This is a genomic window from Micromonospora sp. WMMD735 (assembly GCF_049178995.1).
Lineage (GTDB): Bacteria > Actinomycetota > Actinomycetes > Mycobacteriales > Micromonosporaceae > Micromonospora > Micromonospora wenchangensis.
Map to the genome: position 1 here is coordinate 2,167,091 of NZ_JBMHMJ010000002.1, position 23,893 is coordinate 2,190,983.

The window sequence follows — 23,893 nt, forward strand, 5'->3', positions numbered from 1 at the left end:
GCAAACAGCTTCCTGACAGTCGACGGTGATGCTGGGCCCCGGCGGGATCGCCGCAGAGCTGACCGGAGGCGTGAGGATGAGGAAGCAACTGATGGCTGCGTTGTGCGGCGGCGTACTGCTGGTCGGCGGGTGCTCGACCGCCGAGGAGGCCCCACCCGCCGCCAGTAGCACCGGTGGGGCGGAGGTGGCCACCCTGCGGACCGGCGCGCCGACCCCCGCCGCGTCGGCGACGACGCCGCAGGACGAGCGGCCACGGGAACGCCTCGACGACACCCCGGAGGACAAGAAGGAACGCCTCAAGCCGTACATGAAGTGCCTGACCGAACACGGCGTCGACGTCACCAGGCGGCGCAGCGACGGCACCGGCGCGGACGGGACCAGCGGGGCGGCCGAGGCGTGTGAGCACCTGATGCCGCTGCCGCCGTGGGAGTTCGACCCGGCCAACCCGGAGGCGAAGGACTTCGCCCGGGACGTGGTGAAGTGCCTCAAGGACAAGGGTGTCCGCTACGTCGAGGTGGGCGCCGACGGCACGGGCTGGGCCTTCGGCGGCAAGAACAACGACTCCGAGTCGATCTCCAAGGGGCTGAAGTACTCCCCGGCGTGTGAGCGCGAGGTCGCCGCGAAGCGGAAGTGACCGCGCCACCCGGCGGCGTCGTCCACCCGGGCGACGCCGCCGACGGTCGTCCCGCGGGGCGATCGTGACACCGGTTTGTCAGGAACCGGTCAGGACCGGACATGACCTTTTTCTCACGATCGTCGGATCTCCCCGTCACCCGCCCGCCGAGCTGCGCACCGACCGGGAGGTGCCGGGTGTCACCGCCTCGCGCCCGATCCGCGACCCCTCTGACCTGCTCTATATTCCCCACCATGTGCGCACACGTGATGCTCGCGGAGGACGATCCGCGGCAGGCCGAGGCGCTGCGCCGCTACCTCACCGCAGCGGGCCACCGGGCGACGGTCGTGGCCGACGGCGAGACGGCGCTGCGTCAGGCCCGGGAGCAGGCGTTCGACCTTCTCCTGCTCGACGTGATGCTGCCGAAACTGGACGGCATGCAGGTCTGCCGGATCCTGCGGCAGGAGTCGGACGTGCCGGTGCTGATGCTGACCGCGCGGTCCGCCGAGGACGACCTGCTGCGCGGGCTGGACCTGGGCGCCGACGACTACATGACCAAGCCGTACAGCCCGCGTGAGCTGGTGGCCCGGGTGCGCACCCTGCTGCGGAGGGTGCGTACGACCCCCCAGGAGTCGCCGGTGCACCGGCTCGGGCGGCTCACCGTCGACGAGGCCCGACGCCTGGTCACCGCCGGGGACACCACGGTCGACTGCACCGCCGGTGAGTTCGCCATCCTCGCCGCGATGATCCGTCAGCCCGGCCGGGTGTTCAGCCGGGTCCAACTGCTCGAACACACCCGGGGCGTCGACCGGGAGTCGACCGGACGCACCATCGACGTCCACGTGATGAACCTGCGCCGCAAGATCGAGGCGAACCCGCGCCGGCCCCAGCAGCTGCTCACCGTCTACGGCGTCGGCTACAAGCTCAGCGCCGGCGCGTCGTGACCCGGCAGCCGCGGGTCCCCCTGCACCGCAGCCTGGTGGTGCGGCTGCTGGCCACCTCGCTGCTGGTCGCGGTCTGCGCGATCCTGGCGACGACCTGGCTGGCCGTGCAGTCGACCACCCGGGCGATCCAACAGGAGCAGGGGCGCTCGCTCGCCGACGACAAGAGCATCTACGACACGCTGCTGGACCACGCGGCGACCCACCGGGACTGGGCCGGGGTCGACGCGGTGCTCGCCGAGCGGGCCGACCGGCTCGAACGGCGGATCACCCTGATGACCCCGGACCGCCAGGTCATCGCCGACTCCGCGCCGGACGGTCCCTCGCTGCAGACCGCCCGGCCGTCGGCGACCGTCGATCCGTTGCAGGTCGACCTCGGCCTGACCGGCGGGACCGAGCGGGTCGATCCGCGCGCGGTCGGGCCGTACCGGCTGACCAAGCGGGAGAGCACCACCACCCGGGAGATGGCCGAGCGGCAGCTGGGCTGCGTACGCGCCGAGTCCCGGGCGGACGCGCGGGTCGTGGTGGATCCGGCCGGCCGCGCCTCGGTGCAGGTGAGCGACCCGAGTGACCGGGGCATCGTCGGGTTCTGCCTGCCCGACGAGCTGACCCGCCCGATGCCGAGCGAGGCCGCCGGAATCGCCCAGTTGGAGACCCTGACCAAGACCTGCCTCAGGGAGCTGGGCGCACCGACCCGGGTCGACATCCGCGCCGACCGGACCGCGGCACCGAGCCGCGACACCCGCTTCGACCGGCAGATCGCCGGCTGCCTGCAGCAGGCCCGGACGGCCCAGCTCCGGGCGTACGTGGCGCCACCGGCGTTGCTGTTCGTCACCGACGAGGCGCAGGGCGGCGCCGAGCCGGTGTTCAACCTGTCCCGGGCGAACGTGGTCCGCATCGCCCAGGTGACCGGGGCGGTGCTGGTGGCCACCGTGCTGATCACCGTGCTGGTCGGGCGGCGGCTGGTCCGGCCGCTGCGGGCGCTCACCGACGCGACCCGGCAGCCGATGGACGAACCGGCCCGGGTTCCGGTGACCACCCGTGACGAGATCGGCATGCTCGCCACCGCGCTCAACGATCTCGCCGCCCGGCGCGAGCAGACCGAGGCGCTGCGCCGGAGCATGGTCAGCGACGTGGCGCACGAGTTGCGGACGCCGTTGACCAACATGCGCAGCTGGTTGGAGGCCGCGCAGGACGGTCTGGCGCAGCTCGACACGCAGCTGCTCACCCTGCTGCTCGACGAGGCGCTGCTGCTGCAGCACATCATCGACGACCTGCGTGACCTGGCCGCCGCCGACGCCGGTGACCTGCGAATCCACCGCGAACCGTACTTCGTGGCCGACCTGCTGGAGCAGGTCGTCGAGGCGCACCGGGGCGCGGCCGAGGCGGCCGGGGTCCGGCTGGGCACCGCGGTGGGCGTCGACCTGGAGATGGCGGTCGACGGGGCCCGGCTGCGCCAGATCGTCGGCAACATCGTCGCCAACGCGGTACGGCACACCCCGGCGGGCGGGTCGGTCACCGTGCGCCTAGAGGTGCGCGACGACCAGCTCGCCATCGCCGTGTCCGACACCGGCACCGGCATCGCCCCCGCCGACCAGGCGAAGATCTTCGACCGGTTCTGGCGGGCCGACGACTCCCGCACCCGCAGCACCGGCGGCAGCGGGCTCGGGCTGTCGATCGCCCGCAAGCTCGCCGAGGCGCACGGCGGCACGATCGGCGTCGAGAGCGACCTCGGTCGGGGTAGCACCTTCACCGTCCGGCTGCCGATCGTCGTCCCGGCCCGGGGCTGAACGCCGCAGCCGTCAGTCACGCCCACCGGCGGCTGGTTCCGGGTGCGGCCGGATTTTTTACATTGCAGTTGCACTGCAACCCGCGTATCTTCTTTGCAATGCAGTCGTATTGCAAAAGTGAGACGCAGGTGTCGGTGATCCCCCTGGCGGAGGCACATGCCGGGCTGGTCCCGCTGGTCGGCGGCAAGGCGGCAGGTCTCGGCGAGCTGATCCGCGCGGGCGAGCGGGTGCCCGAGGGCTTCTGCGTGACCACCGAGGCGCACCGGGCCGGGGTGGTTCCACAGGACGAGGTCCGGGCGGCGTACGCGCGGCTGGGCGGCGGGCCGGTGGCGGTGCGGTCGAGCGCGACGGACGAGGACCTGCCGGACGCCAGCTTCGCGGGTCAGCACGACACGGTGCTGGACGTCGAGGGCGAGGCGGACCTGCTGGCGGCGATCGGCACGTGCTGGGAATCGCTGCACGGCAGCCGGGCGGCGGCCTACCGGGAAGCGCGCGGGACCGACCCCGCCGACGTGCGCATGGCGGTGGTGGTGCAGCGGATGGTCGCCCCGGTCCGGGCCGGCGTGCTCTACACGGCGAACCCGGTCACCGGCAACCGCACCGAGATGCTCGTCGAGGTCGGGCCGGGCACGACGGTCGTCGACGGCAGCACCGAGGTGACGCGCGTGGTGCTGGCCGATCCGGCAGGCAGCGCGGACCCCGGGTGGCAGGGCGAGCTGTGGGCCGCCGGCCGGCGGGTGCAGGCGCACTTCGGCACGCCGCAGGACGTCGAGTGGGCGACCGACCACGACGGGACCCTGTGGTTGCTCCAGTCGCGGCCGGTCAGCACGCTGTTCCCGGCACCGCCGCAGACCGACGACCTGCGGGTGTACGTCGAGTTCGGCAACGTGCAGGGGATGCTGCGACCGGTCACCCCGATGGGCATGGCCACGCTCCGCGCGATGATCGCCGCCATGGTCGCCTCGCTCGGGATGCGGGTGGAGATCGTCGACATCGGCGGGCGGCTCTACGGTGACCTGACCGACCTGGTCCGCCGGCCCGCCAGCCGCCGACGGCTCGTCCGGCTGATGGCCGTCGACTTCGGGCCACGCGCCCAGGCGGTGATGGAGCACATCCTGCGCGACCCCCGGTTCGCACCGTCCGGCGACGGCTCCCGCCGCCGCCCGGCGGACGCCTCGTTGGGCACGGCGCTGCGGGCGCTGCGGGGCATCCTGCGGGCGCTGGCGCGACCGGACGCGGCACGGCGTCGGCTGGTCGCGGCCGTCGACCGGCTACGGGCCGAGTCGGCGGCGCCCACGCACCTGCGGACGGCCCACGAGCGGCTGCGGTTCGTCCGCGACCACGGCGACGGCGACGGCGGTGCCGCCGACGACATCACCTGGCCGATCGTGGCCGGGATGCTCGCCTCGGCGCTGCCCGCGCACCTGCTCAAGGGGGTCGCCGCCGAGGACGAGATACACGCCGTGCTGCGCGGCGTCCCGCACAACGTGACCATCGAGATGGATCTCGCGCTGTGGGCGCTGGCCGACGCCGCCCGCCCGCACCGCGAGCTGATCCTCGACACGCCACCGGCCGAACTGGCGGCCCGGTACCAGCGGGGCGCGCTCCCCGACATCGGCCTGTCCGCCTTCCTGTCCCGCTACGGCCACCGGGCGGCCGCCGAGGCCGACGTCGGTGTGCCGCGCTGGGCCGAGGACCCCACCCCGGTCTTCGCGGCCGTCGCCAACTACCTGCGGCTGACCGACCCCACGCAGGCACCCGACCGACGGTTCGCCGGGGCCGCCGCAGCCGCCGGGGCCGCGCTCGACGAGCTGGCCGCCCGGGTCCGCCGACGTCGCCCGGTCCGGGGCCGGATCGCGATCTTCCTGCTGCGGCGGGCACGACGGCTGGCGGGGCTGCGGGAGGCCGGGAAGTTCGCCGGGCTGTACCGGCTCCGGACCGTACGCGAGCAGTTGCTGCTCATCGGGGCGACGCTGTTCCCGGCGGCGGACGACGTCATGTTCCTCACCCTCGACGAGGTCGAGGCGGCCCTCGACGGTGCCGACCTGACCGGGCTGGTCGCGCGACGCCGGGCGACCCACCGGCGCGAGCTGCGCCGCCGGGTGGTGCCGGTGGCGCTGCTGTCCGACGGCACCGACGTGGAGAGCACCCTGCCGGCCCCCGCCGACGGGGTGGGACTGCTGCGGGGCGTGGGGGCGGCGACGGGTAGGGTGACCGGCCCGGCCCGGGTGGTCACTGACCCGGCCACCGCGCACCTCGAACCCGGGGAGATCCTCGTGACCGCCACCACCGACCCGGGCTGGACGCCGCTGTTCCTGACCGCCGGGGCGCTGGTCACCGAGACCGGCGCGATCATGGCGCACGGTCCCACGGTGGCCCGCGAGTACGGCATCCCGGCCGTGATCAGCGTGCCGGGCGCCACCTCACGGATCGTCACCGGTCAGGTGATCACCGTGGACGGCGCGGCCGGCACCGTGACGACGGCACGGTAGGCCCCGATGCCCAGGAAGGTCGATCCCCGTCAACGCCGCACGCTGATCGCGGACGCGCTCATGCGGGTCGCCGCCGACCGGGGTCTGGAGGCGGTGAGCCTGCGGCACGTGGCCGCCGAGGCGGGGGTGTCCGCCGGCATGGTGCAGCACTACTTCACCACCAAGGACGAGATGATGGCCTTCGCGCTGTCCGTCGTCCGTGACCGGGGTCGGGCCCGGGTCGAGGCGGCGGTCGCGGCGCTCGGGCCGGACCCGCAGCCCCGGCTGCTGCTGCGCACCCTGCTTGCGGCGTTGCTGCCGCTGGACGAGGCGGCGCGCGAGGACGGGCGGGTGGCGTTGGCGTTCCTGTCCTGGACCGCCCTGCACCCGGCGGCGGCCCCCGGCCTGCGGCCGGACACCGCGCAACTGGTGGAGTTCGTCGCCGGGCTGCTGCCGCGTGCACCGGCGTCGGACGCCGCGGCGGGGCTGCTGGCTCTGGTGGAGGGGCTGGGGGTGTACCTGCTCGGCGGGCAGTACACCCCGGCCCAGGCGACCGCCGCCCTCGACCACCAGTTGGACCTGCTCTTCGCCTGACGAGGGGCCGTCGGGCCGGGTCGGCGTCGCCCGGGTGCGGACCGTTCGCCGTGCGGGCGCACCCCACCCGTGCGATCCTCTGTGGACAGTGATCGTCACCTATCGACAGGGGACTTCCATGCGATCCAAGATTCTCTCCGTCGCCTCCGCGCTGACCCTCGCCGTGAGCGGCTCGGTGCTGGCCCTGATACCCGCCAGCCCGGCCAGCGCACACTGCGACGGCCACGGGCAGCACCCGGACCTCTACAGCGGGGGCGGGATCTCCTGGGGCGACGGGACCTTCATCCGCGCCTACCCGCACCAGGACTGCCAGCCCAGGGGCCAGGGGTACCCGAACCAGAACATCGACGTCCACTGCGCCACGCTGACCGGTGACCTCTGGTTCTTCGTCCGCAACACCAGCACCGGGATCAACGGGTGGGCCCGGCGGGACGCGCTGCGCTTCTCGCAGAGCGTCACCATCGCCGACTGCTCCAACGGGTTCGCCCCGCACCGCGTCGCCTGACCGGCAGCCCGGGGTGGACGCCGTCCACCCCGGGCGACCTCAGGTGAGCAGGGCCGGTCGCAGTTCACCGCCCACGTTGATCGTGCCGACCACCCGGTCGCCGGTGAGGTCGAAGACGTCGACCGTCCGGTTGGTACGCATGAGTTCCCGCACCGACGGCGGCAGTGACGGGGGTTCCTTCATCGCCGCCCGGACGTCCCGGGTGGTCGAGATCAGCCGACCGACCAGCGACGCCCCGTCGTGGTCCACCCGTACCCGGCCGTACTCCCAGCCGCAGGTGGTGAGGTCGAGCACCTCGAACAGGCGGGCGAGCAGCGGATGGGGGTCGGTCGCCCGGACGAACTGCGCCGCCCGGGTGCCGACGACCGTGGTGGCGGCGGCGACGTGCACGTACGGGTGCAGGCCGCCCGGCAGCGCGAACAGCGGCCAGTGCAGCCGTCCACCGGCCTCCCGCCACAACGGCCGGTAGTTGCGCCGGTCCACCGGGAACCGGTGCCCGGTACGCCGGTACAGCTCCGTCGTCTGGGCCAGCAGGTCCGCGTGGGCCGCGTCGGCGAACTCACCGACGATGCCGGCCGCCACCGCCAGGCCGTCGCCGTCGTCGAGCAGCCCGACCATCGCCGCCACCTGCTCGGCAGGTCGGACGGCCAGGTGGGCGCCGAACCGCTGCCGCACCTCGGCCGACAGCGCCGCCTGCCGGACCGGATCGTCCTGGACCTGCCGGCCCCCGCCGCCCAGCACCCGCCCGAGCCATCCCATGTCGCCTCGTCTCCGCCGCCCTCACCGACCGCAGTCATGCTAGTGCGGCCCTACGTCAGAGACAGCGCACGCCGGTCAGTTCCTCGGCCGCCGTCCACAGCCGCCGGCCGACGGCGGGATCGGTGGCCTCCCGGCTGGCCCGTACCTCGGTGACCGGCCCCCGGGTCTGGAAGAACCGGGCCGGGCCGAAGAACTGGCCGCCGTGGACCTGCGGGTCGGTGGCGGCGCGCAGTTGGGGCAGCGCACCCTGCTCGACCGGCTGGGTGGCCAGCAGGCCGAGCCGGGCGATCACCCGGCCCCGCCGGCCCTGGTGGGACCAGGCCCGGGGGGTCAGGTTGGTGCGGGTGACACCGGGGTGGGCCAGCACGCTGAGCACCGGCGATCCGGTGGCGCGCAGCCGGCGGTCCAGTTCGATGCCGAAGACGGTGGTGGCGAGCTTGGACCTGCCGTACGCGGCGGCACCCCGGTAGCCGCGCTCCACCATCAGGTCGGCGAAGTCCAGGTGTGCGTTGCGGTGGGTGATCGAGCTGAGGCTGACCACCCGGGCCGCCCGCGCCGCGGCCAGGTTGCCCAGCAGCAGGCCGGTCAGCGCGAAGTGGCCCAGCAGGTTGGTGGCGAGGTGCAGCTCGTGGCCGTCCACGCTGGTGCGGCGCGGCCCGAGCAGCACCGCACCGGCGTTGTTGACCAGCAGGTCGAGCACCGGACGGTCGGCGGCCAGGGCCGCCGCGAACTCCCGGACCGAGGCGAGGGAGGCGAGGTCCAGCTCGCGTACCTCGACGTCGCCGCCCATGCTGTGGGCGGCCCGCCGGCCGGCGGCGGTGTCGCGCACGGCGAGCACGACCCGCGCCCCCCGCCGGGCCAGTGCGGTGGCGGTGACCAGGCCGAGGCCGGAGTTCGCGCCGGTCACGACGGCGATACGGCCGTGCTGGTCGGGGATGTGGTCGGCGGTCCAGGTCATCTGCTGCTCCCTGACGGTCGGGTGGGACCGCCGACGCTAGGGCCCGGCCGGGCGGGACCGGTCGTACCCGGTTACCTAGGTCCCGCAGACCTACCCACGCCGGTGCGGGCCGCGCCACACTGGCGGCATGACCCGTCCGTACGCCCGTGAACTCGGTGACTTCCTGCGTGCCCGGCGCGCCCGGTTGCACCCCCGGGACGTCGGCCTGGAGCCGGGCGGGCGACGCCGGGTCACCGGGCTGCGCCGCGAGGAGCTGGCGCTGCTGGCCGGGTTGAGCACCGACTACTACCAGCGGATGGAGCAGGGCCGGGAGGTGCGCCCGTCCGACGACGTGCTGGACGGGCTCGCCGCCGCCCTCGGCCTCGACGACGCGGAACGCCGGCACCTGTTCACCCTGGCCCGCGCCGCCCGCCGGCCGCCGCCCGCCCGGGTCGACCACGGCCCGGAACGGGTACCGGAGAGCACCAGGCGGCTGCTGCGGGTGCTGGACACCCCGGCGGTGGTGCTCGGCCGGCACCTGGACCTGCTCGCCTGGAACACGTGGGCGGTGGCGCTGCTCGGCGACCCGGCGGACCACCCGCCGGACCGGCTCAACATGCTGCTGCTGATGTTCGACGAGGCGGCTGCCCCACTGCGGCGCTGCGCGTCCTGGGAGCAGCAGGCCATGGACTACATCGGCATGATGCGCGCCGCTGTCGCCACGGACCCCACCCACCCCCGGGCCACCGCCGTCGTCGGTGAGCTGAGCATCCGCAGCGCCGAGTTCCGGCGGCTGTGGTCCCGGCACGACGTGCGCGGGTCGGTCAGCGGCACCAAGACCTTCCAGGTCCCCGAGGTCGGTGACATCGTCCTGGACTGGGACACCTACCCGCTGCCCGGCAACCCCGGCCCGGTCATGCTGGTCTTCACCGCCGAGCCCGGCAGCGCCGACGCCGACGCGCTGCGGCTGCTGGCGTCACTGCGGGCCACCGGCCGGTCGGATGAGAGTTATCTGACACGCCGACGCGACATCTAGTGTTGCCTCTCCCCCATCCACGCCATATATGGTGTGCCACGCAGCTGGTTCGGCCGGGCCCGGTGGTCCGGTCGAGGCAACAGGGAACCCGGTGGAAATCCGGGACTGCCCCGCAGCGGTAAGTGGGAACGACCGCCGTCATCGAGCACTGGACCGCGAGGTCTGGGAAGCGACGGCCAGTAGGCGACCGACCCGGTCACGCCCGCGAGTCCGAAGACCTGCCAGTGCGCCGTGCGCTGCTGCGCACGGCGGTCGGAGGTCGCGCGGGACGACCGACGCCAGCACCCGGGCCGGCCGTCGCCGCGCCCGTCGGCGTCCTCCCGCGTCCCGATGGCCATCGGTGACAGCGAGGAGAGGTCATGACGAGCACAGCGCAGAGCCCACCGTCCGACGTCGACGGTGCGGAGCCACGCCGGCCGGCGATGCGGGTACGCAAGCGCGACGGCGACACCGAGCCGGTGGACGTCAACCGGATCGTCACGGCCGTCGCCCGGTGGACCACCGACCTGGACGAGGTCGACCCGCTGCGGGTGGCCACCAGGACGATCAGCGGCCTCTACGACGGGGCGACCACGGCCGAGCTGGACAAGTTGTCGATCCAGACGGCGGCGGAGCTGATCGGCACGGAACCGCAGTACTCCCGACTGGCGGCCCGGCTGCTGGCCGCCTACGTGGACGAGGAGGTACGCGGGCAGGCGGTGACCTCGTTCAGCGAGTCCATCCGGTACGCCCACGGCCTCGGCCTGATCGCCGACGACACCGCCGCGTTCGTGGCCCGGCACGCACGCCGACTCGACGACGCCGTCGACCCGGCCGGTGACCTGCGGTTCGAGTACTTCGGGCTGCGTACGGTGGCCGACCGGTACCTGCTGCGGCACCCGCAGTCGCGGCTGGTGGTGGAGACCCCGCAGTACTGGCTGCTGCGGGTGGCCTGCGGGCTGTCCGGCACGCCCGACGAGGCGGTCGGGTTCTACCGGCTGATGTCGTCGCTGGCCTACCTGCCGAGTTCCCCGACGTTGTTCAACTCGGGCACCCGGCACACCCAGATGTCGTCGTGTTTCCTGGTCGACTCGCCGCGCGACGAACTGGACTCGATCTACGAGCGCTACCACCAGGTGGCGAAGCTGTCCAAGTTCTCCGGCGGCATCGGCATCTCCTTCACGCGGGTGCGCGGCCGGGGGGCGCTGATCCGGGGCACCAACGGCAGGTCGAACGGGATCGTGCCGTTCCTGAAGACCCTCGACGCCGGGGTGGCGGCGGTCAACCAGGGTGGCCGGCGCAAGGGGGCGGCCTGCGTCTACCTGGAGCCATGGCACCCGGACGTCGAGGAGTTCCTGGAGCTGCGGGACAACACCGGTGAGGAGGCGCGGCGCACCCACAACCTTAACCTGGCCAACTGGATCCCCGACGAGTTCATGCGCCGGGTCGAGGCCGACGGTGACTGGTCGCTGATCGACCCGTCGGACGCCCCGGAGCTGCCCGACCTCTACGGCGAGGAGTTCGACGCCGCGTACCGGGTCGCCGAGAAGAAGGCGGTCCGCACGGTCAAGGCCCGCGACCTGTACGGGCGGATGATGCGCACCCTGGCGCAGACCGGCAACGGGTGGATGACGTTCAAGGACCCGGCGAACCGGCTGTCCAACCAGACCGGCGTGCCGGGCAACACGATCCACCTGTCCAACCTGTGCACCGAGATCCTGGAGGTGAACAGCGACACCGAGACGGCGGTGTGCAACCTCGGCTCGGTCAACCTCGGCGCGCACCTCACCGACGACGGCGTCGACTGGGAGAGGTTGCGCGAGACGGTCCGGACGGCGGTGGTGTTCCTCGACCGGGTGATCGACATCAACTACTACCCGGCCGAGCAGGCGGCGGCGTCGAACCCGCGCTGGCGGCCGGTCGGGCTGGGGCTGATGGGTTTGCAGGACGCGTTGTTCGCGCTGCGGCTGCCGTTCGACTCGGCCGGGGCCCGGGAGCTGTCCACCCGGGTCCAGGAGGAGATCCTCCTGACCGCCCTGGAGACGTCGACCGGCCTCGCCGAACGGTTCGGCGCGCACCCGGCGTACGCCGAAACCCGGGCGGCCCGGGGTGACCTGCACCCGGACCTGTGGGGGGCCGAGCCCACCCAGACCGCGCGTTGGGCGGCGCTGCGCACCCGGATCGCCGCGCACGGCCTGCGCAACTCGCTGCTGGTGGCGATCGCCCCGACCGCCACGATCGCCTCGATCGCCGGCTGCTACGAGTGCATCGAGCCGCAGGTGTCCAACCTGTTCAAGCGCGAGACCATGTCCGGGGAGTTTCTGCAGATCAACACCTATCTGGTACGCGAGCTGAAGGCGCGCGGACTGTGGACGGCGGAGATCCGCGACCGGATCAAGCGGGCCGACGGGTCGGTGCAGGGCATCGTGGAGCTGCCCGCCGAGGTGCGGGAGTTGTTCCGCACCGCGTGGGAGCTGCCGCAGCGGGCACTGATCGACCTGGCCGCCGCGCGGGCGCCGTACGTCGACCAGTCGCAGTCGCTGAACCTGTTCCTCAGCGCGCCGACCATCGGCAAGCTGTCCTCGATGTACCTGTACGCCTGGAAGTCCGGGCTGAAGACCACCTACTACCTGCGGTCGCGTCCGGCGACCCGGATCCAGCAGGCCACCGTCACCGTCGCCCCGGTCGTCACGGCCGATGCCGAGGCGCTGGCCTGTTCCCTGGAGAACCCCGAGAGCTGCGAGGCGTGCCAGTGACCACCGTCGACGAACCCCGCACCGCCGGGCGGCAGCTGCTGCTCGACCCCGGCATGGACCTCACCCTGCGACCGATGCGCTACCCGCACTTCTTCGACAGGTTCAAGGACGCCATCCGCAACACCTGGACGGTGGAGGAGGTCGACCTGCACGCCGACCTGGCCGACCTGGAACGGCTGTCGCCTGCCGAACGGCACCTGGTGTCCCGGCTGGTGGCGTTCTTCGCCACCGGCGACACGATCGTCGCCAACAACCTGGTGCTCAACCTCTATCAGCACGTCAACTCCCCGGAGGGCCGGCTCTACCTGTCCCGGCAGCTGTTCGAGGAAGCCGTGCACGTGCAGTTCTACCTGAACCTGCTCGACACGTACGTCCCCGACGAGCAGGAACGGTTCGCCGCCTTCGCCGCCATCGAGAACATCCCGTCGATCCGGCGCAAGGCCGAGTTCTGCTTCCGCTGGATCGACTCGGTCTTCGAGCTGCGGGAGCTGCGGACCCGGGCGGACCGGCGGGCGTTCCTGCTGAACCTGATCTGCTTCGCCGCCTGCATCGAGGGGCTGTTCTTCTACGGCGCGTTCGCCTACGTCTACTTCCTGCGGTCGAGGGGCCTGCTCAACGGGTTGGCGTCGGGCACCAACTGGGTGTTCCGCGACGAGTCGATGCACATGGCGTTCGCCTTCGACGTGGTGGAGACCGCCCGGCGGGAGGAGCCGGACCTGTTCGACGCCGAGCTGGAACGACAGGTCACCGAGATGCTCGCCGAGGCCGTCGAGTGCGAGGTGCAGTTCGCCGAGGACCTGCTCGACCAGGGCGTCTCGGGGCTGTCGCTCACGGACATGCGGGCCTACCTGGAACACGTCGCCGACCGGCGGCTCGCCCAGCTCGGCATCGCGCCGCACTACGGCGCGCAGAACCCGTTCGCGTTCATGGACCTGCAGGACGTGCAGGAGCTGTCGAACTTCTTCGAGCGTCGGGTGTCGGCCTACCAGGTGGGGGTCAGCGGCAGCGTCACCTTCGACGACGACTTCTGACCGGCGCGGCCGGTCCGGCGGTCGCCCACGCGACCACCGGACCGGGCCCCGGCCGTCCGCTCAGGGGCCGGCGTTGCCGAACACCTCGATCTCGGCGAGGCCGACGTTGACGGTGCCGCCGCCGACCCCGGTGACGGTGAGCTTGACGCTGGTCACCGTCTTCGCCGCCGGGAGGATGATCTCCGTCGGGCCGCCGCCGTTGTCCAGGGCGCCGACGGCCGTGGAGGTGCCGTCGCTGAACAGCAGGGTGCCGCCGGTGATCTGGTCGTTGGGGTTGGGCCGGTCGTAGAGGACGACCCGGCGGACGGTGCGCGGGCCCGGCCAGCTCAGGGTGAGCTGGGTGCCGACGCCGCCGTAGACGGTCGCCCACTCCCGGGTCGGGTCGTCGGGCCAGCCGGCGACCACCCCGTCGACGGCCTTGGCCGCCGTCTGCCCGCTGCCGGTGTCCTGGCTGGTCGCGGTGACGGTGGCCGTCCGGGCCAGGTTGGGGCCGAGGACCTTGTACTGCCGCTGGAGGAAGGCCGGGTAGTCGTAGCCGGCGCAGGTGGGCAGGCTGGTGCAGGCCCCGTCGTCGTACTGGCCGTAGGCGAAGAAGGCGGCGGACTTGCCGGCGACGTCGGTCGATCCCAGGTTCGCCGGATAGTTCTTGATCTTGTAGTCGTGGTAACCGGTGAAGGTGGGCGAACCGACGTACGCCTGCTCGGCGGCCTGGGCGAAGTAGGCCGCGCCGTGGTGGTCGCTGTGGTCACCGTCGCCGAACCCACCCGCGTGGTCCTGGGTGTTGACGGAGGTCGGCTGGTAGGCCGCCATCAGCCCGGCCAGGGTGGTGATCAGGCCGGCGCGGCTGTAGCTGGACGCGCCGGAGCCCAACGACGTGATCGACGAGATGCCGTTGAGCCAGAGCTTCTGCAGGCTCTGTGAGCCGGTGTTCGGGTGCCCCGTTCCGCCGGGATAGCCGTCCGGCAGCCGGAGGAAGACCAGCGACACGGTGGGCCGGGCGGTGAGCGTGAAGACCGGGATCGGATGTCCGCTGATCCCGGCGTCCGCCTGGGTCCAACTGTCGGCCACCCCGGCCATCTGGGCGTACGCCGCCCGCGCCCCGGTCTCCCGACCGGTCCAGTAGGTGCTGTCCCGACCGGCGTCGCCGGCCGTGACGAACACCGTGCGGACGCACCTGTTGGCCTGCACGTCGTGCAGCAGGTCCGGGCTGAGGAAGAGCAGGTCGTCGTCCTGGTGGGCGACCACGTTCATGATCGCTCCCGCCGGACAGCCCGGCCCGGCCTGCGCCGCCGGCGGGCCGGCCAGGGTCGCCGCCGCACAGGCGGCCACCACCGGAACGGCCAGCGACCACCGGGCCGGACGACGGCGAAATGTTCGCAGCATGAAGTGACGCACAGTTACCTCCCCGTAGCAGTAGCGTGCATCCCCTTTCTACCATGCACGAGCGTCTATCTCTGCCCCGTCGCGGTGGGCACCACGGCGGGCCGGATCACTGCGGGGGTCCGGCCTCGGTGAGCCGCCCGTCGGCCAGCCGGAGCCACCGGTCCACGGCGATCCCGGCCAGGAACCGGTCGTCGTGACTGACCACCACGAACGCCCCCCGGTACGCCAGCAGCGCGCTCTCCAACTGGGCCACGCTGACCAGGTCCAGGTTGTTGGTGGGCTCGTCGAGCAGCAGCAGGTGCGGTGCCGGCGAGGCGAACAACAGGCAGGCCAGGGTGGCGCGCAGCAGCTCACCGCCGGAGAGCACCCCGGCCGGCAGGTGGACGCGGGCACCCCGGAACAGGAACCGGGCCAGCAGGTTCAGCCGCTCCGCCTCGGTCCGCGCCGGGGCGAACCCGGCCAGGTTCTCCGCGACCGTCCGGGCCGGATCGAGCAGGTCGAGGCGCTGCGACAGGTACGCCACCCGCCCCGACGCCCGCGCGACGGTGCCCGCGTCCGCCTCCTGCCGGCCGCCGACCAGCCGCAGCAGCGTCGACTTGCCCGCACCGTTGGGCCCGGTCAGGGCGATCCGTTCGGGACCCCGGATGGTCAGGTCGACCCCGTCACCGGCGAACACCTGTCGGCCCGCGTAGCCGGCCCGCAGGCCGTGGCCGGCGAAGACGGTGCGACCGGCGGGCACCGTCGTGTCGGGCAGGTCCAGGACGAGCTGGTCGTCGCGGCGGGCCGCCTCGCTCGCCTGGTCCAGGCGGGCCTGGGCGTCGGCGGCCCGGGCGGTGTGCACGTCGTCGGTCCGGCCCGCCGACACCTGCGCGTCCCGCTTGAGGTTGCCGGCGACGATCCGGGGCAGCCCCGCGTCGGACAGGTTCCGGGCGGCGGTCGAAGCGCGGCGGGCCGCCCGCTCCCGGGCCTGCTGGAGTTCCCGCTTCTGCCGCTTCACGTCCTGCTCGGCCTGGCGCACCTGCCGCTCGGCGACCTCCCGCTCGGCCCGTACCGTCTGCTCGTAGTGGGTGAAGTTGCCTCCGTACCAGCGGATCCCGCCGTGGTCGAGGGCGGCGATGCGGTCCATCTCGTCCAGCAGCGCACGGTCGTGGCTGACCACGAGCAGCGTGCCCGGCCAGGACCGCAGCACGGCGAGCAGCCGCGCCCGCGCCGGTCGGTCGAGGTTGTTGGTGGGCTCGTCGAGCAGCAGCACGTCGGGTCGTTTGAGCAGCTCGGCGGCGAGGCCGAGGGAGACCACCTGGCCGCCGCTGAGGGTGCCGAGCCGGCGGTCCAACGCCACCCCGGTCAGGCCGAGGCGGTCGAGGGCGAGCCGGCTGCGCTCCTCGACGTCCCAGTCGTCGCCGACGGTGGTGAAGTGCTCCTCGGCGGCGTCACCCGCCTCGATGGCGTGCAGCGCAGCGACGACCCGGTCGACCCCGAGCACCTCGGCGACGGTCTGCCGCGTCGCGAAGGGCAGGTGCTGCGGCAGGTAGCCCAGCACCCCCTCGACGGTGACGCTGCCCGTGGTGGGACGCAACTCGCCGACGATGAGCCGCAGCAGGGTGGACTTGCCGGCGCCGTTCGCCGCGACCAGGCCGGTGCGGCCGCCGGGAAGGGAGAACGACAGGTCCTCGACGACCGGGGTGTCATCCGGCCAGGAGAAGGACAGGTGGGAGCAGACGACGAAACTGTCGGACATGGTGAACCTCGGAGACAGGTGATCCGGGCGCGCGGGCGCTGCCCGGGGGCGAACAGGGCAGGACGACAGGGGCGACGCGACGGGGCGGTCATCCGCCGTCGGTCACCGCAGCCGGGTGTTCACCCGGAGATGTCGTCGTCACCTGCCACGATCTACTCCCTGCCTGGTCGAACTGTTGGCTGCCTGGTCGAACTGTCACGTGCCTGGGTCGAACCGGGCCCGGCCCGGTCGACCGGACCAGGATAACCCGGTCCGCCCGGCACCGGCGGCCCGGCGCACGCCCGGCGTGGGCGGCTAGCGCGGCTCGTAGTCGAACCAGTCGAAGGCGACGGCGCCCCGGGCGGCGTACATGCCGATGACCCGGCCGGTGAAACCGCCGGCAACCTCGGTGGACAGGTACCTGCCGTCGAGTTCGGCCAGCACGTCGAAGGTCCCGTCCGGGTGCTCGACGCCGAGCCGGAGCAGGTCGGGTTCCTTGGCGGGGTGCCAGTCGCCGGGGGCCGGGGCGAGCACCTCGATCCGCAGGTGGACCGGGCCGGCCCCGACCGGCCGGGTGGCCGGCGTCGAGCGCACCGACCCGATCCGGGCGACGACTCGTACCTCGCCGCCGCCCGCCTCGATGTCGTAGTGGTGGCGCTCGTCGAGGCGCACCACCAGACCACCGTGCCCGTCGCCCGGGTCGACCACGGTCCGGACCCGGCACGACGGGTGCTGCTGGCGGCGGCCGACGACCGTGACGTCCGGCGCGTCCGGGGACGCGCCCCGGGCCCGCAACGTGAGCCAGCCGGGCCGTTCGGCAAGTGACCAGACCTCCGCCGGCCGGGACCGCACCGAGACCCAGCGCGGGTGCAGCAGGTCGGCGTCGAAGTCGTCGCGGACGGGCGGCGGCGGCACGGGGTGCGCGGCCCACGGCGGGGCGGGCATCACCGGGGCGAGGTCACCGACCACCGGCCACCCGTCGACCCAGGTCACCGGGGCCAGGAACGTCTCCCGCCCGAGCACGTGCCAGCCGGGGGTGCCGCCGCCGGGGCGGACCCCGAGCAGCACCAGCCACCACGACCCGTCGGGCCCCTGCACCAGGTCGGCGTGGCCGGTGTTCTGGATCGGCCGGTGGGTGCCCCGGTGGGTGAGGATCGGGTTGGCCGGACCCGGCTCGTACGGGCCGTCGGGCCTCGTCGCGCGGGCGATCGAGACGGCGTGCCCGCGTTCGGTGCCGCCCTCGGCGATCAGCAGGTACCAGTGGTCGCCGATCCGGTACAGGTGCGGCGCCTCCGGGGCCTGTGCGCCCGGGGCACCGGACCACAGCCGCCGGACCGGGCCGACGGTGCGTCCGGTCTCCGGGTCGAGGCGCACCTGGGCGATCCCGGCGTACGTGCACCAGCAGGTGCCGTCGGCGTCCCAGGCGAGGTCGGGGTCGATGCCGTCCATCCCGGGCACCCGGACCGTGTCCGACCAGGGGCCGGCCGGGTCGGTGGCGGTGCAGATCAGGGTGCCGCCGCCGTCCGCGCAGTTGGTGACGATCAGCCAGAACCGGCCGTCGTGGTGGCGCAGGGTCGGCGCGTACACCCCGCCCGACGACGGCATGTCGACCGGCAGGGTGAGCTGGCCGGGCCGGTCGAGCACGTTGCCGATCTGTTCCCAGTGCACCAGGTCCCGGCTGTGGAACAGCGGCACCCCGGGGAAGTACTCGAAGCTGGAACAGGCCAGGTAGTAGTCGTCGCCGACCCGGCAGACGCTCGGGTCGGGATGGAAGCCGGCCAGCACCGGGTTGGCGAAGGTGCCGTCGGGCCAACCGGCCGCACCCCCGGTCACCGCGTCGGCCCCGACCGGATTCATCCGCCAACCCCCTGGGATCGTGACCGGGATGGACACCCGCCCACGATCCCACGGGTCGGCACCGCCTGCTGCCCCACCGGGTCCGGTCCAGGCGGCGGGCGGCGGCCGTCGCTCCGCCGTCTGCCGCCGGGCCGGGAGAGGTCGTCGATCCCTCCCGGCCACCCGGTGACGGGTCAGCCCACCGGCACGGGACGCCGGGCCGGGCCGAGGTGCCGGGCGTACGCGCCGGTGGTGAAGAACGCGGGAAGGTCCTCGCCGAGGGCGGTCTCCTCGACGATCCGCGCCGCCCAGCCGGCCCGTTCCCGGTCGACGCCGTCGCGTCCGGCGGCCAGGGCGGCCAACTCCTCCGCGAGGACCGACCGGACCAGGTCCTCGGTCACGCAGCCGCCGTCGGCCAGCGGGGTGCCGTGGTGCAGCCACTGCCAGACCTGGCACCGGGCGATCTCGGCGGTGGCCGCGTCCTCCATCAGATTGCCCAGCGCCACCGCGCCGGTGCCGCCGAGCCACGCGTCGACGTAGCGCACCGCGACGGCCAGGTTGGCCCGCACCCCGGCGGTGGTGACCCGGCCGGGGGTCTTGTCGACGGCGAGCAGGTCGGCGGCGGTGACGGTGACGTCGTCGCGCAGCCGGTCGAGCTGGTGCGGGCGGTCGCCGAGCACCGCGTCGAACTCCCGGCGGCAGGTGTCGACCAGGCCCGGGTGGGCCACCCAGGAGCCGTCGAACCCGTCGCCGGCCTCACGCCGCTTGTCCGCCCGGACCCGGTCGAGGGCCACCTCGTTGACCTGCGGGTCCCGGCTCGGGATGAACGCGGCCATCCCGCCGATCGCGTGCGCCCCGCGCCGGTGGCAGGTCGCCACCAGCAGCTCGGTGTACGCCCGCATGAACGGCACCGTCATGGTGACCTCGGACCGGTCGGGCAGGACGAAGTCGCTCCACTGCCCGAAGTTCTTGATCACGCTGAAGATGTAGTCCCACCGGCCGGCGTTCAGCCCCGCCGAGTGCTCCCGCAGCTCGTAGAGGATCTCCTCCATCTCGAAGGCGGCGGTGATCGTCTCGATCAGCGTGGTCGCCCGGATGGTGCCCCGGGGCAGGCCGAGGCGCTGCTGGGCGAAGACGAAGATGTCGTTCCACAACCGCGCCTCCCGGTGGCCCTCCAGCTTCGGCAGGTAGAAGTACGGCCCGGCGCCCGCGTCGAGCTGCCGCTGCGCACAGTGGAACAGGTAGAGCCCGAAGTCGACCAGGCTGGCCGAGATGGGCCGGCCGTCCACCACGATGCCCTTCTCCACCAGGTGCCAGCCGCGCGGCCGGACGACGATCGTGGCGAGCTGCGCACCGAGGGCGTACCGCTTGCCACGCGGGTCGGTGAAGTCGATGCGCCGGTCCAGGGCGTCGATCAGGTTGAGCTGACCGGAGATGACGTTGTGCCAGGTCGGCGCGGTGGCGTCCTCGAAGTCGGCGAGCCACACCCGGGCACCGGAGTTGAGCGCGTTGACTGTCATCTTCCGGTCGGTCGGCCCGGTGATCTCGACCCGCCGGTCGGTGAGGCCCGGTGCGGGCGGGGCCACCCGCCAGTCGGGGTCGGCCCGGATCGCGGCGGTCTCCGGCAGGAAGTCGGGGAACTGGCCGGTGGCGTAGCGGTCCCGGCGGGCCCGGCGGGTGTCCAGCAGGGCCACCCGGCGGGCGGCGAACTCGCTGTCCAGCGCCACCAGGAACTCCAGCGCCCCGGGGGTGAGGACCTCGTCGAACCGGTCGGCCAGCCGGCCGATGATCTCGTATCTCATGCGAACTGCTCCTCTTCGGTGGAGCCACGCAGGGCGGTGGTCTCGGCGGCCGGGTTGAGCACGGTGCTGATCAGGTCGAAGTAGCCGGTGCCGACCTCGCGCTGGTGCTTGACGGCGGTGTAGCCGGCCGACTCGGCGGCGAACTCCCGCTCCTGCAACGCCACGTAGGCGGACATGCCGTCGGCGGCGTAGCCCCGGGCCAGGTCGAACATCGAGTAGTTGAGGGCGTGGAAGCCGGCCAGGGTGATGAACTGGAACCGGTAGCCCAGGTGGCCGAGTTCGCGCTGGAACTTCGCGATGGTCGAGTCGTCGAGGTGCTTGCGCCAGTTGAACGACGGCGAGCAGTTGTAGGCGAGGATCTGGTCCGGGTACTCGGCCTTGATCGCCTCGGCGAAGCGGCGGGCGACGTCCAGGTCGGGGGTGGAGGTCTCCATCCACAGCAGGTCGGCGTGCGGGGCGTAGGCCAGGCCCCGGGCGATGCACGGCTCGATGCCGTTGCGCACCCGGTAGAACCCCTCGGCGGTGCGTTCGCCGGTGACGAACGGCCGGTCCCGCTCGTCGACGTCGGTGGTGAGCAGCGTGGCGGCCTGCGCGTCGGTGCGGGCGATCACCACCGACGGCACCCCGGCCACGTCGGCCGCGAGTCGCGCCGCCTCCAGGGTGCGCACGTGCTGGCCGGTCGGGACGAGCACCTTGCCGCCCAGGTGGCCGCACTTCTTCTCGGCGGCGAGCTGGTCCTCCCAGTGCACCCCGGCGGCGCCGGCCCCGATCATGGCGGTCATCAGCTCGTAGGCGTTGAGCGGGCCACCGAAGCCGGCCTCGGCGTCGGCGACGATCGGCGCGAGCCAGTCGACGCCGCCGTCGTCGCCCTCGGCGGTGGTGATCTGGCCGGCGCGCAGCAGCGCGTTGTTGATCCGGCGCACCACGGCGGGCACCGAGTTGGCGGGGTAGAGGCTCTGGTCGGGGTAGGTGTGTCCGGCGAGGTTGGCGTCGGCGGCCACCTGCCAGCCGGAGAGGTAGATGGCCTTGAGTCCGGCCCGGACCATCTGCACGGCCTGGTTGCCGGTGAGCGCGCCCAGGGCGTGGATGTAGTCCTCGGTGTGCAGCAGCTCCCACAGCCGCTCCGCCCCACGGCGGGCCAGGGTGTGCTCCTCCTGCACGGTCCCCCGCAGGCGGACCACGTCCTCGGCGCGGTAGCTGCGGCGCACCCCCTGCCAGCGGGGGTCGGTCTCCCACTCGGTACGCAACCGCTCCACGTCGTTCTGCATGATCTCGTCTCCTCGGATGTCGTGACGCCGGCACCGGCCGTCGTGGCGTCCGGCGGTGCGAACGCGTCGCCCGGCCGGCGTGTCACCCACGGTCACACGGTGTCGCGGGCGTGGTCGAGGGACGGAAGAAGCCAAGTTCTGAGAAGTTCACACCCGGTTCTGCGAAGTTGCGAACAGGTATATTCGCACTCTGCCAAGGGGTGCTGGGCTGCTGAAAGAGCAGCAGGGAGGTGAGCGTGGTGAGCAAGACCTTCGCGGGTGCCCGGCTGCGCCGGATGCGCGAGGACCGCGCGTTGAGCCAGTCCCGGCTGGCCCGGCTGCTCAACATCTCGCCCAGCTACCTCAACCAGATCGAGCACGACACCCGGCCGCTGACCGTGCCGGTGCTGATGCGCATCACCGAGGTGTTCGGCGTCGACCCGACGGTCTTCGCCCCCCGGGACACCCCCCGGCTGGTCGCCGGGCTGCGCGAGGCGCTGCCCGGCCGGCCCGGCGTCGCCGACCTCACCGAACTCGCCACCCGGCTGCCGGAGGTCGCCGAGGCCGTCCTCGACCTGCACCGCCGCTACCGGCAGGCCGACGAGCAGCTCGCCGAACTGCTGGGCGACCGGGAGACGGTCGGACGCAGCCCGCACGACCGGGTGACCGAGTTCTTCTACCGGCGGCAGAACTACGTGCCGGATCTGGACGAGGCGGCCGAACGGCTCGCCGCGACGATCGGGATGCGTCGGGGCGAGGTCCGCTCCACGCTGCAGGACCGGCTCGCCCAGCGGCACGGCGTGCAGGTCCGCCGCGACGACGCCACCCTGCTCGGCGACGAGCTGCACCGCTACCGGCCGCAGACCCGCACCCTGCACCTGTCGACGTCGCTGCGGGCCGGGCAGGAGGCGATGCGGATGGCCGCGCAGATCGCCCTGCTGGAGTACGCCGACGTGATCGACGAGATCGTGGAGGAGGAACGGTTCGACGACCCGCAGACCCAGATCCTCACCCGGGTCGGCCTGGCCAACTACTTCGCCGCCGCGCTGATCCTGCCGTACGGGCCGTTCCTCGCGGCGGCCGAACAGCACCGGTACGACATCGACCTGCTCACCCAGCACTTCACGATGGGCTGGGAGACCGTCTGCCACCGGCTCAGCACCCTGCAACGGCCCCGGGCGCGCGGGGTGCCGTTCTCGTTCGTCCGGGTCGACCGGGCCGGCAACCTGTCCAAACGCCAGTCCGCCACCGGTTTCCCGTTCTCACTCACCGGCGGCACCTGTCCGCTGTGGAACGTCTACGAGGCGTTCGGCGCGCCCGGCCGGGTGGTGGTGCAGGTGGCCGCGATGCCCGACGGGCAACGCTACCTGTGGATCGCCCGCACCATCACCCGGCACCACGGCGGCTACAACCAGCCCGGCAAGGTCTACGCGATCGGGCTCGGCTGCGAGATCCGGCACGCCGACCGGCTGGTCTACTCCCGGGGCATCGACCTGTACGACGCCGACGCCGTCACCTCGATCGGCCCGGGGTGCAAGACCTGCGAGCGGATGACCTGCCCGCAGCGGGCCGCCGCGCCGATCACCGGCCGGCTCGACCTCGACGAGAACCGCAGCACCTTCATCCCGTACCCGTTGAAGGGCTGATCGCGGCGGCCGGCCGGAACGGGCGCGCGGACGTCACGAGGTCGGGCTGGTGTAGAAGATCACCTTGGCTTCGGCGAGTTTGCCCAGCTCCACCGGCCGCCACTGGCGGAAGCCCTGCCGGCCGGTCAGCTCCCCGCTGATCCCCACCGCGGGGCAGTACAACCAGTTGCCGTTGCTCAGGTTGGGAAACTCCGCCCACGCCTGCACGTGCACGTCCCCCTGCGGGAAGGACAGCGTCTCCGACAGGTGCACCATCGGCATCCCGTCGGACCCACGGTGCAGGACCAGCCGGTACCCGCCGTCGACGCTGCCCACCCGACCCTCGTCCGGGACCACCAGGTCCGCCTTGTACCACCCGCTCTGCCCGAGCTTGGGGTTCTCGAAGTCGATGTCCGCGCCGAACGAGGTGAGGATCTCGTGGAGGTTGTCGTACATGGTCGCCTCTTTTCCGTGGTGGGGGTCAGGCCTTGCGGAAGACGTCCTTGACCACGATCTTGCCGTCACGCAGCGTGAACACGTCCACGCCCCGTTCGAGCACCTCGCCGGTCGCGGACTCGCAGCGGAACTCCAGGAACTCCCGGTCCGCCACGACGATGCGGTCGCCGTACACCATGCGGGCACCGGCGGCGTCGAGTTCGTCGCGCTTGCCGATGATCTCGGCGAGGAACCCGGGGATCTCCTTGCGGTGGTAGGTGTGGCCCGGCTCGGGGCCGGCGGCGACGATCCACACCCCGTCGGGGGCGAAACAGTCGGCGGCGGCATCCAGGTCGTCGGCGTCGCAGGCGGCGAAGAACGCCGCCACCGGGCTGGTGTCGGTCATGGGGGTCCCCTCTGCTCGGGTGGTGGGTGG

The 23,893-nt window shown here is 72.8% G+C and carries 19 protein-coding genes and 1 riboswitch; of the genes, 10 read left to right on the forward strand and 9 right to left on the reverse strand.

Translation table 11 applies throughout. The features are described from left to right. The first annotated feature begins 76 nt into the window (after positions 1–76). The 6 genes from ACN268_RS09405 to ACN268_RS09430 all read left to right on the forward strand — a co-directional run bounded on the left by ACN268_RS09405 (position 77) and on the right by ACN268_RS09430 (position 6,914). Entirely contained in the window at positions 77–634 is a 558-nt protein-coding gene (locus tag ACN268_RS09405) for a hypothetical protein (protein ID WP_421482758.1), read from the forward strand. Positions 635–867: 233 nt separating this feature from the next. Beyond that, complete coding sequence (locus ACN268_RS09410; RefSeq protein WP_421482759.1) at positions 868–1,557, forward strand: response regulator transcription factor; 690 nt, start codon at positions 868–870, stop codon at positions 1,555–1,557. Continuing rightward, a complete protein-coding gene (locus tag ACN268_RS09415) occupies positions 1,554–3,344 on the forward strand; it encodes a sensor histidine kinase (protein ID WP_421482760.1) in 1,791 nt (596 codons plus the stop codon). The genes ACN268_RS09410 and ACN268_RS09415 overlap by 4 nt, the downstream gene beginning before the upstream one ends. 128 nt (positions 3,345–3,472) lie before the next feature. Next, positions 3,473–5,836 carry a PEP/pyruvate-binding domain-containing protein gene (locus tag ACN268_RS09420; RefSeq protein ID WP_421482761.1) on the forward strand — a complete coding sequence of 788 codons (2,364 nt, stop codon included), beginning with the start codon at positions 3,473–3,475 and terminating at the stop codon, positions 5,834–5,836. 6 nt (positions 5,837–5,842) lie between these two features. Beyond that, the gene (locus ACN268_RS09425) at positions 5,843–6,409 is read left to right on the forward strand and encodes a TetR/AcrR family transcriptional regulator (protein WP_421482762.1); all 567 of its coding nucleotides are present in this window, start codon (positions 5,843–5,845) and stop codon (positions 6,407–6,409) included. Between the two features lie 118 nt (positions 6,410–6,527). Then, the gene (locus ACN268_RS09430; RefSeq protein ID WP_421482763.1) at positions 6,528–6,914 is read left to right on the forward strand and encodes a hypothetical protein; all 387 of its coding nucleotides are present in this window, start codon (positions 6,528–6,530) and stop codon (positions 6,912–6,914) included. Positions 6,915–6,953: 39 nt separating this feature from the next. Here ACN268_RS09430 and ACN268_RS09435 read toward each other — a convergent pair whose 3' ends face one another. Beyond that, positions 6,954–7,673 (reverse strand): hypothetical protein, encoded by a 720-nt coding sequence (locus ACN268_RS09435; protein WP_421482764.1) that lies wholly within the window; start codon positions 7,671–7,673, stop codon positions 6,954–6,956. 55 nt (positions 7,674–7,728) lie between these two features. Then, positions 7,729–8,631 (reverse strand): oxidoreductase, encoded by a 903-nt coding sequence (locus tag ACN268_RS09440; protein ID WP_421482765.1) that lies wholly within the window; start codon positions 8,629–8,631, stop codon positions 7,729–7,731. Between the two features lie 127 nt (positions 8,632–8,758). On the opposite strand from ACN268_RS09440, the gene ACN268_RS09445 reads away from it, so the two are divergent. The 3 genes from ACN268_RS09445 (at position 8,759) to ACN268_RS09455 (ending at position 13,412) form a co-directional block, all read left to right on the forward strand. Continuing rightward, complete coding sequence (locus tag ACN268_RS09445; RefSeq protein WP_421482766.1) at positions 8,759–9,646, forward strand: helix-turn-helix transcriptional regulator; 888 nt, start codon at positions 8,759–8,761, stop codon at positions 9,644–9,646. A 27-nt stretch (positions 9,647–9,673) separates the two neighbouring features. Next, a riboswitch (cobalamin riboswitch) is annotated at positions 9,674–9,886 on the forward strand. Positions 9,887–10,005: 119 nt separating this feature from the next. Continuing rightward, complete coding sequence (locus ACN268_RS09450; RefSeq protein WP_421482768.1) at positions 10,006–12,381, forward strand: ribonucleoside-diphosphate reductase subunit alpha; 2,376 nt, start codon at positions 10,006–10,008, stop codon at positions 12,379–12,381. Between the two features lie 53 nt (positions 12,382–12,434). Beyond that, a complete protein-coding gene (locus ACN268_RS09455) occupies positions 12,435–13,412 on the forward strand; it encodes a ribonucleotide-diphosphate reductase subunit beta (RefSeq protein ID WP_421486849.1) in 978 nt (325 codons plus the stop codon). Positions 13,413–13,472: 60 nt separating this feature from the next. On the opposite strand, the gene ACN268_RS09460 is transcribed toward ACN268_RS09455, so the two are convergent. From ACN268_RS09460 to aceA, 5 genes are all read right to left on the reverse strand, one after another. After that, positions 13,473–14,795 (reverse strand): PIG-L family deacetylase, encoded by a 1,323-nt coding sequence (locus ACN268_RS09460; protein WP_421482769.1) that lies wholly within the window; start codon positions 14,793–14,795, stop codon positions 13,473–13,475. Positions 14,796–14,901: 106 nt separating this feature from the next. Then, the gene (locus ACN268_RS09465) at positions 14,902–16,533 is read right to left on the reverse strand and encodes an ABC-F family ATP-binding cassette domain-containing protein (protein ID WP_421482770.1); all 1,632 of its coding nucleotides are present in this window, start codon (positions 16,531–16,533) and stop codon (positions 14,902–14,904) included. Between the two features lie 294 nt (positions 16,534–16,827). Beyond that, entirely contained in the window at positions 16,828–18,369 is a 1,542-nt protein-coding gene (locus ACN268_RS09470; protein WP_421482771.1) for a glycoside hydrolase family 43 protein, read from the reverse strand. A gap of 173 nt (positions 18,370–18,542) precedes the next feature. Further along, positions 18,543–20,150, reverse strand: coding sequence for a malate synthase A (aceB, locus tag ACN268_RS09475; RefSeq protein ID WP_421482772.1), 1,608 nt, complete (start codon positions 20,148–20,150; stop codon positions 18,543–18,545). After that, positions 20,147–21,418: an isocitrate lyase gene (gene aceA / locus ACN268_RS09480; RefSeq protein WP_421482773.1), complete on the reverse strand. Its 1,272-nt coding sequence runs from the start codon at positions 21,416–21,418 to the stop codon at positions 20,147–20,149. Before aceA ends, aceB begins: the two co-directional genes overlap by 4 nt. A 239-nt stretch (positions 21,419–21,657) precedes the next feature. Between aceA and ACN268_RS09485 the strand changes: the two genes are divergently transcribed. Further along, positions 21,658–23,043, forward strand: coding sequence for a short-chain fatty acyl-CoA regulator family protein (locus ACN268_RS09485; protein WP_421482774.1), 1,386 nt, complete (start codon positions 21,658–21,660; stop codon positions 23,041–23,043). A 33-nt stretch (positions 23,044–23,076) separates the two neighbouring features. Here the strand turns inward: ACN268_RS09485 and ACN268_RS09490 are convergent, their stop codons facing one another. Further along, a complete protein-coding gene (locus ACN268_RS09490) occupies positions 23,077–23,478 on the reverse strand; it encodes an allene oxide cyclase barrel-like domain-containing protein (RefSeq protein WP_421482775.1) in 402 nt (133 codons plus the stop codon). Between the two features lie 25 nt (positions 23,479–23,503). Beyond that, complete coding sequence (locus ACN268_RS09495; RefSeq protein ID WP_421482776.1) at positions 23,504–23,863, reverse strand: nuclear transport factor 2 family protein; 360 nt, start codon at positions 23,861–23,863, stop codon at positions 23,504–23,506. Between the last annotated feature and the right edge of the window lie 30 nt (positions 23,864–23,893).

Coding starts and splice junctions, on each gene's coding strand:
- ACN268_RS09405 (WP_421482758.1), top strand. CDS start 77: ATGAGGAAGCAACTGATGGCTGCGTTGTGCGGCGGCGTACTGCTGGTC.
- ACN268_RS09410 (WP_421482759.1), top strand. CDS start 868: ATGTGCGCACACGTGATGCTCGCGGAGGACGATCCGCGGCAGGCCGAG.
- ACN268_RS09425 (WP_421482762.1), top strand. CDS start 5,843: ATGCCCAGGAAGGTCGATCCCCGTCAACGCCGCACGCTGATCGCGGAC.
- ACN268_RS09430 (WP_421482763.1), top strand. CDS start 6,528: ATGCGATCCAAGATTCTCTCCGTCGCCTCCGCGCTGACCCTCGCCGTG.
- ACN268_RS09435 (WP_421482764.1), bottom strand. CDS start 7,673: ATGGGATGGCTCGGGCGGGTGCTGGGCGGCGGGGGCCGGCAGGTCCAG.
- ACN268_RS09440 (WP_421482765.1), bottom strand. CDS start 8,631: ATGACCTGGACCGCCGACCACATCCCCGACCAGCACGGCCGTATCGCC.
- ACN268_RS09445 (WP_421482766.1), top strand. CDS start 8,759: ATGACCCGTCCGTACGCCCGTGAACTCGGTGACTTCCTGCGTGCCCGG.
- ACN268_RS09450 (WP_421482768.1), top strand. CDS start 10,006: ATGACGAGCACAGCGCAGAGCCCACCGTCCGACGTCGACGGTGCGGAG.
- ACN268_RS09455 (WP_421486849.1), top strand. CDS start 12,435: ATGGACCTCACCCTGCGACCGATGCGCTACCCGCACTTCTTCGACAGG.
- ACN268_RS09460 (WP_421482769.1), bottom strand. CDS start 14,795: ATGCTGCGAACATTTCGCCGTCGTCCGGCCCGGTGGTCGCTGGCCGTT.
- ACN268_RS09465 (WP_421482770.1), bottom strand. CDS start 16,533: ATGTCCGACAGTTTCGTCGTCTGCTCCCACCTGTCCTTCTCCTGGCCG.
- ACN268_RS09470 (WP_421482771.1), bottom strand. CDS start 18,369: ATGAATCCGGTCGGGGCCGACGCGGTGACCGGGGGTGCGGCCGGTTGG.
- aceB (WP_421482772.1), bottom strand. CDS start 20,150: ATGAGATACGAGATCATCGGCCGGCTGGCCGACCGGTTCGACGAGGTC.
- aceA (WP_421482773.1), bottom strand. CDS start 21,418: ATGCAGAACGACGTGGAGCGGTTGCGTACCGAGTGGGAGACCGACCCC.
- ACN268_RS09490 (WP_421482775.1), bottom strand. CDS start 23,478: ATGTACGACAACCTCCACGAGATCCTCACCTCGTTCGGCGCGGACATC.
- ACN268_RS09495 (WP_421482776.1), bottom strand. CDS start 23,863: ATGACCGACACCAGCCCGGTGGCGGCGTTCTTCGCCGCCTGCGACGCC.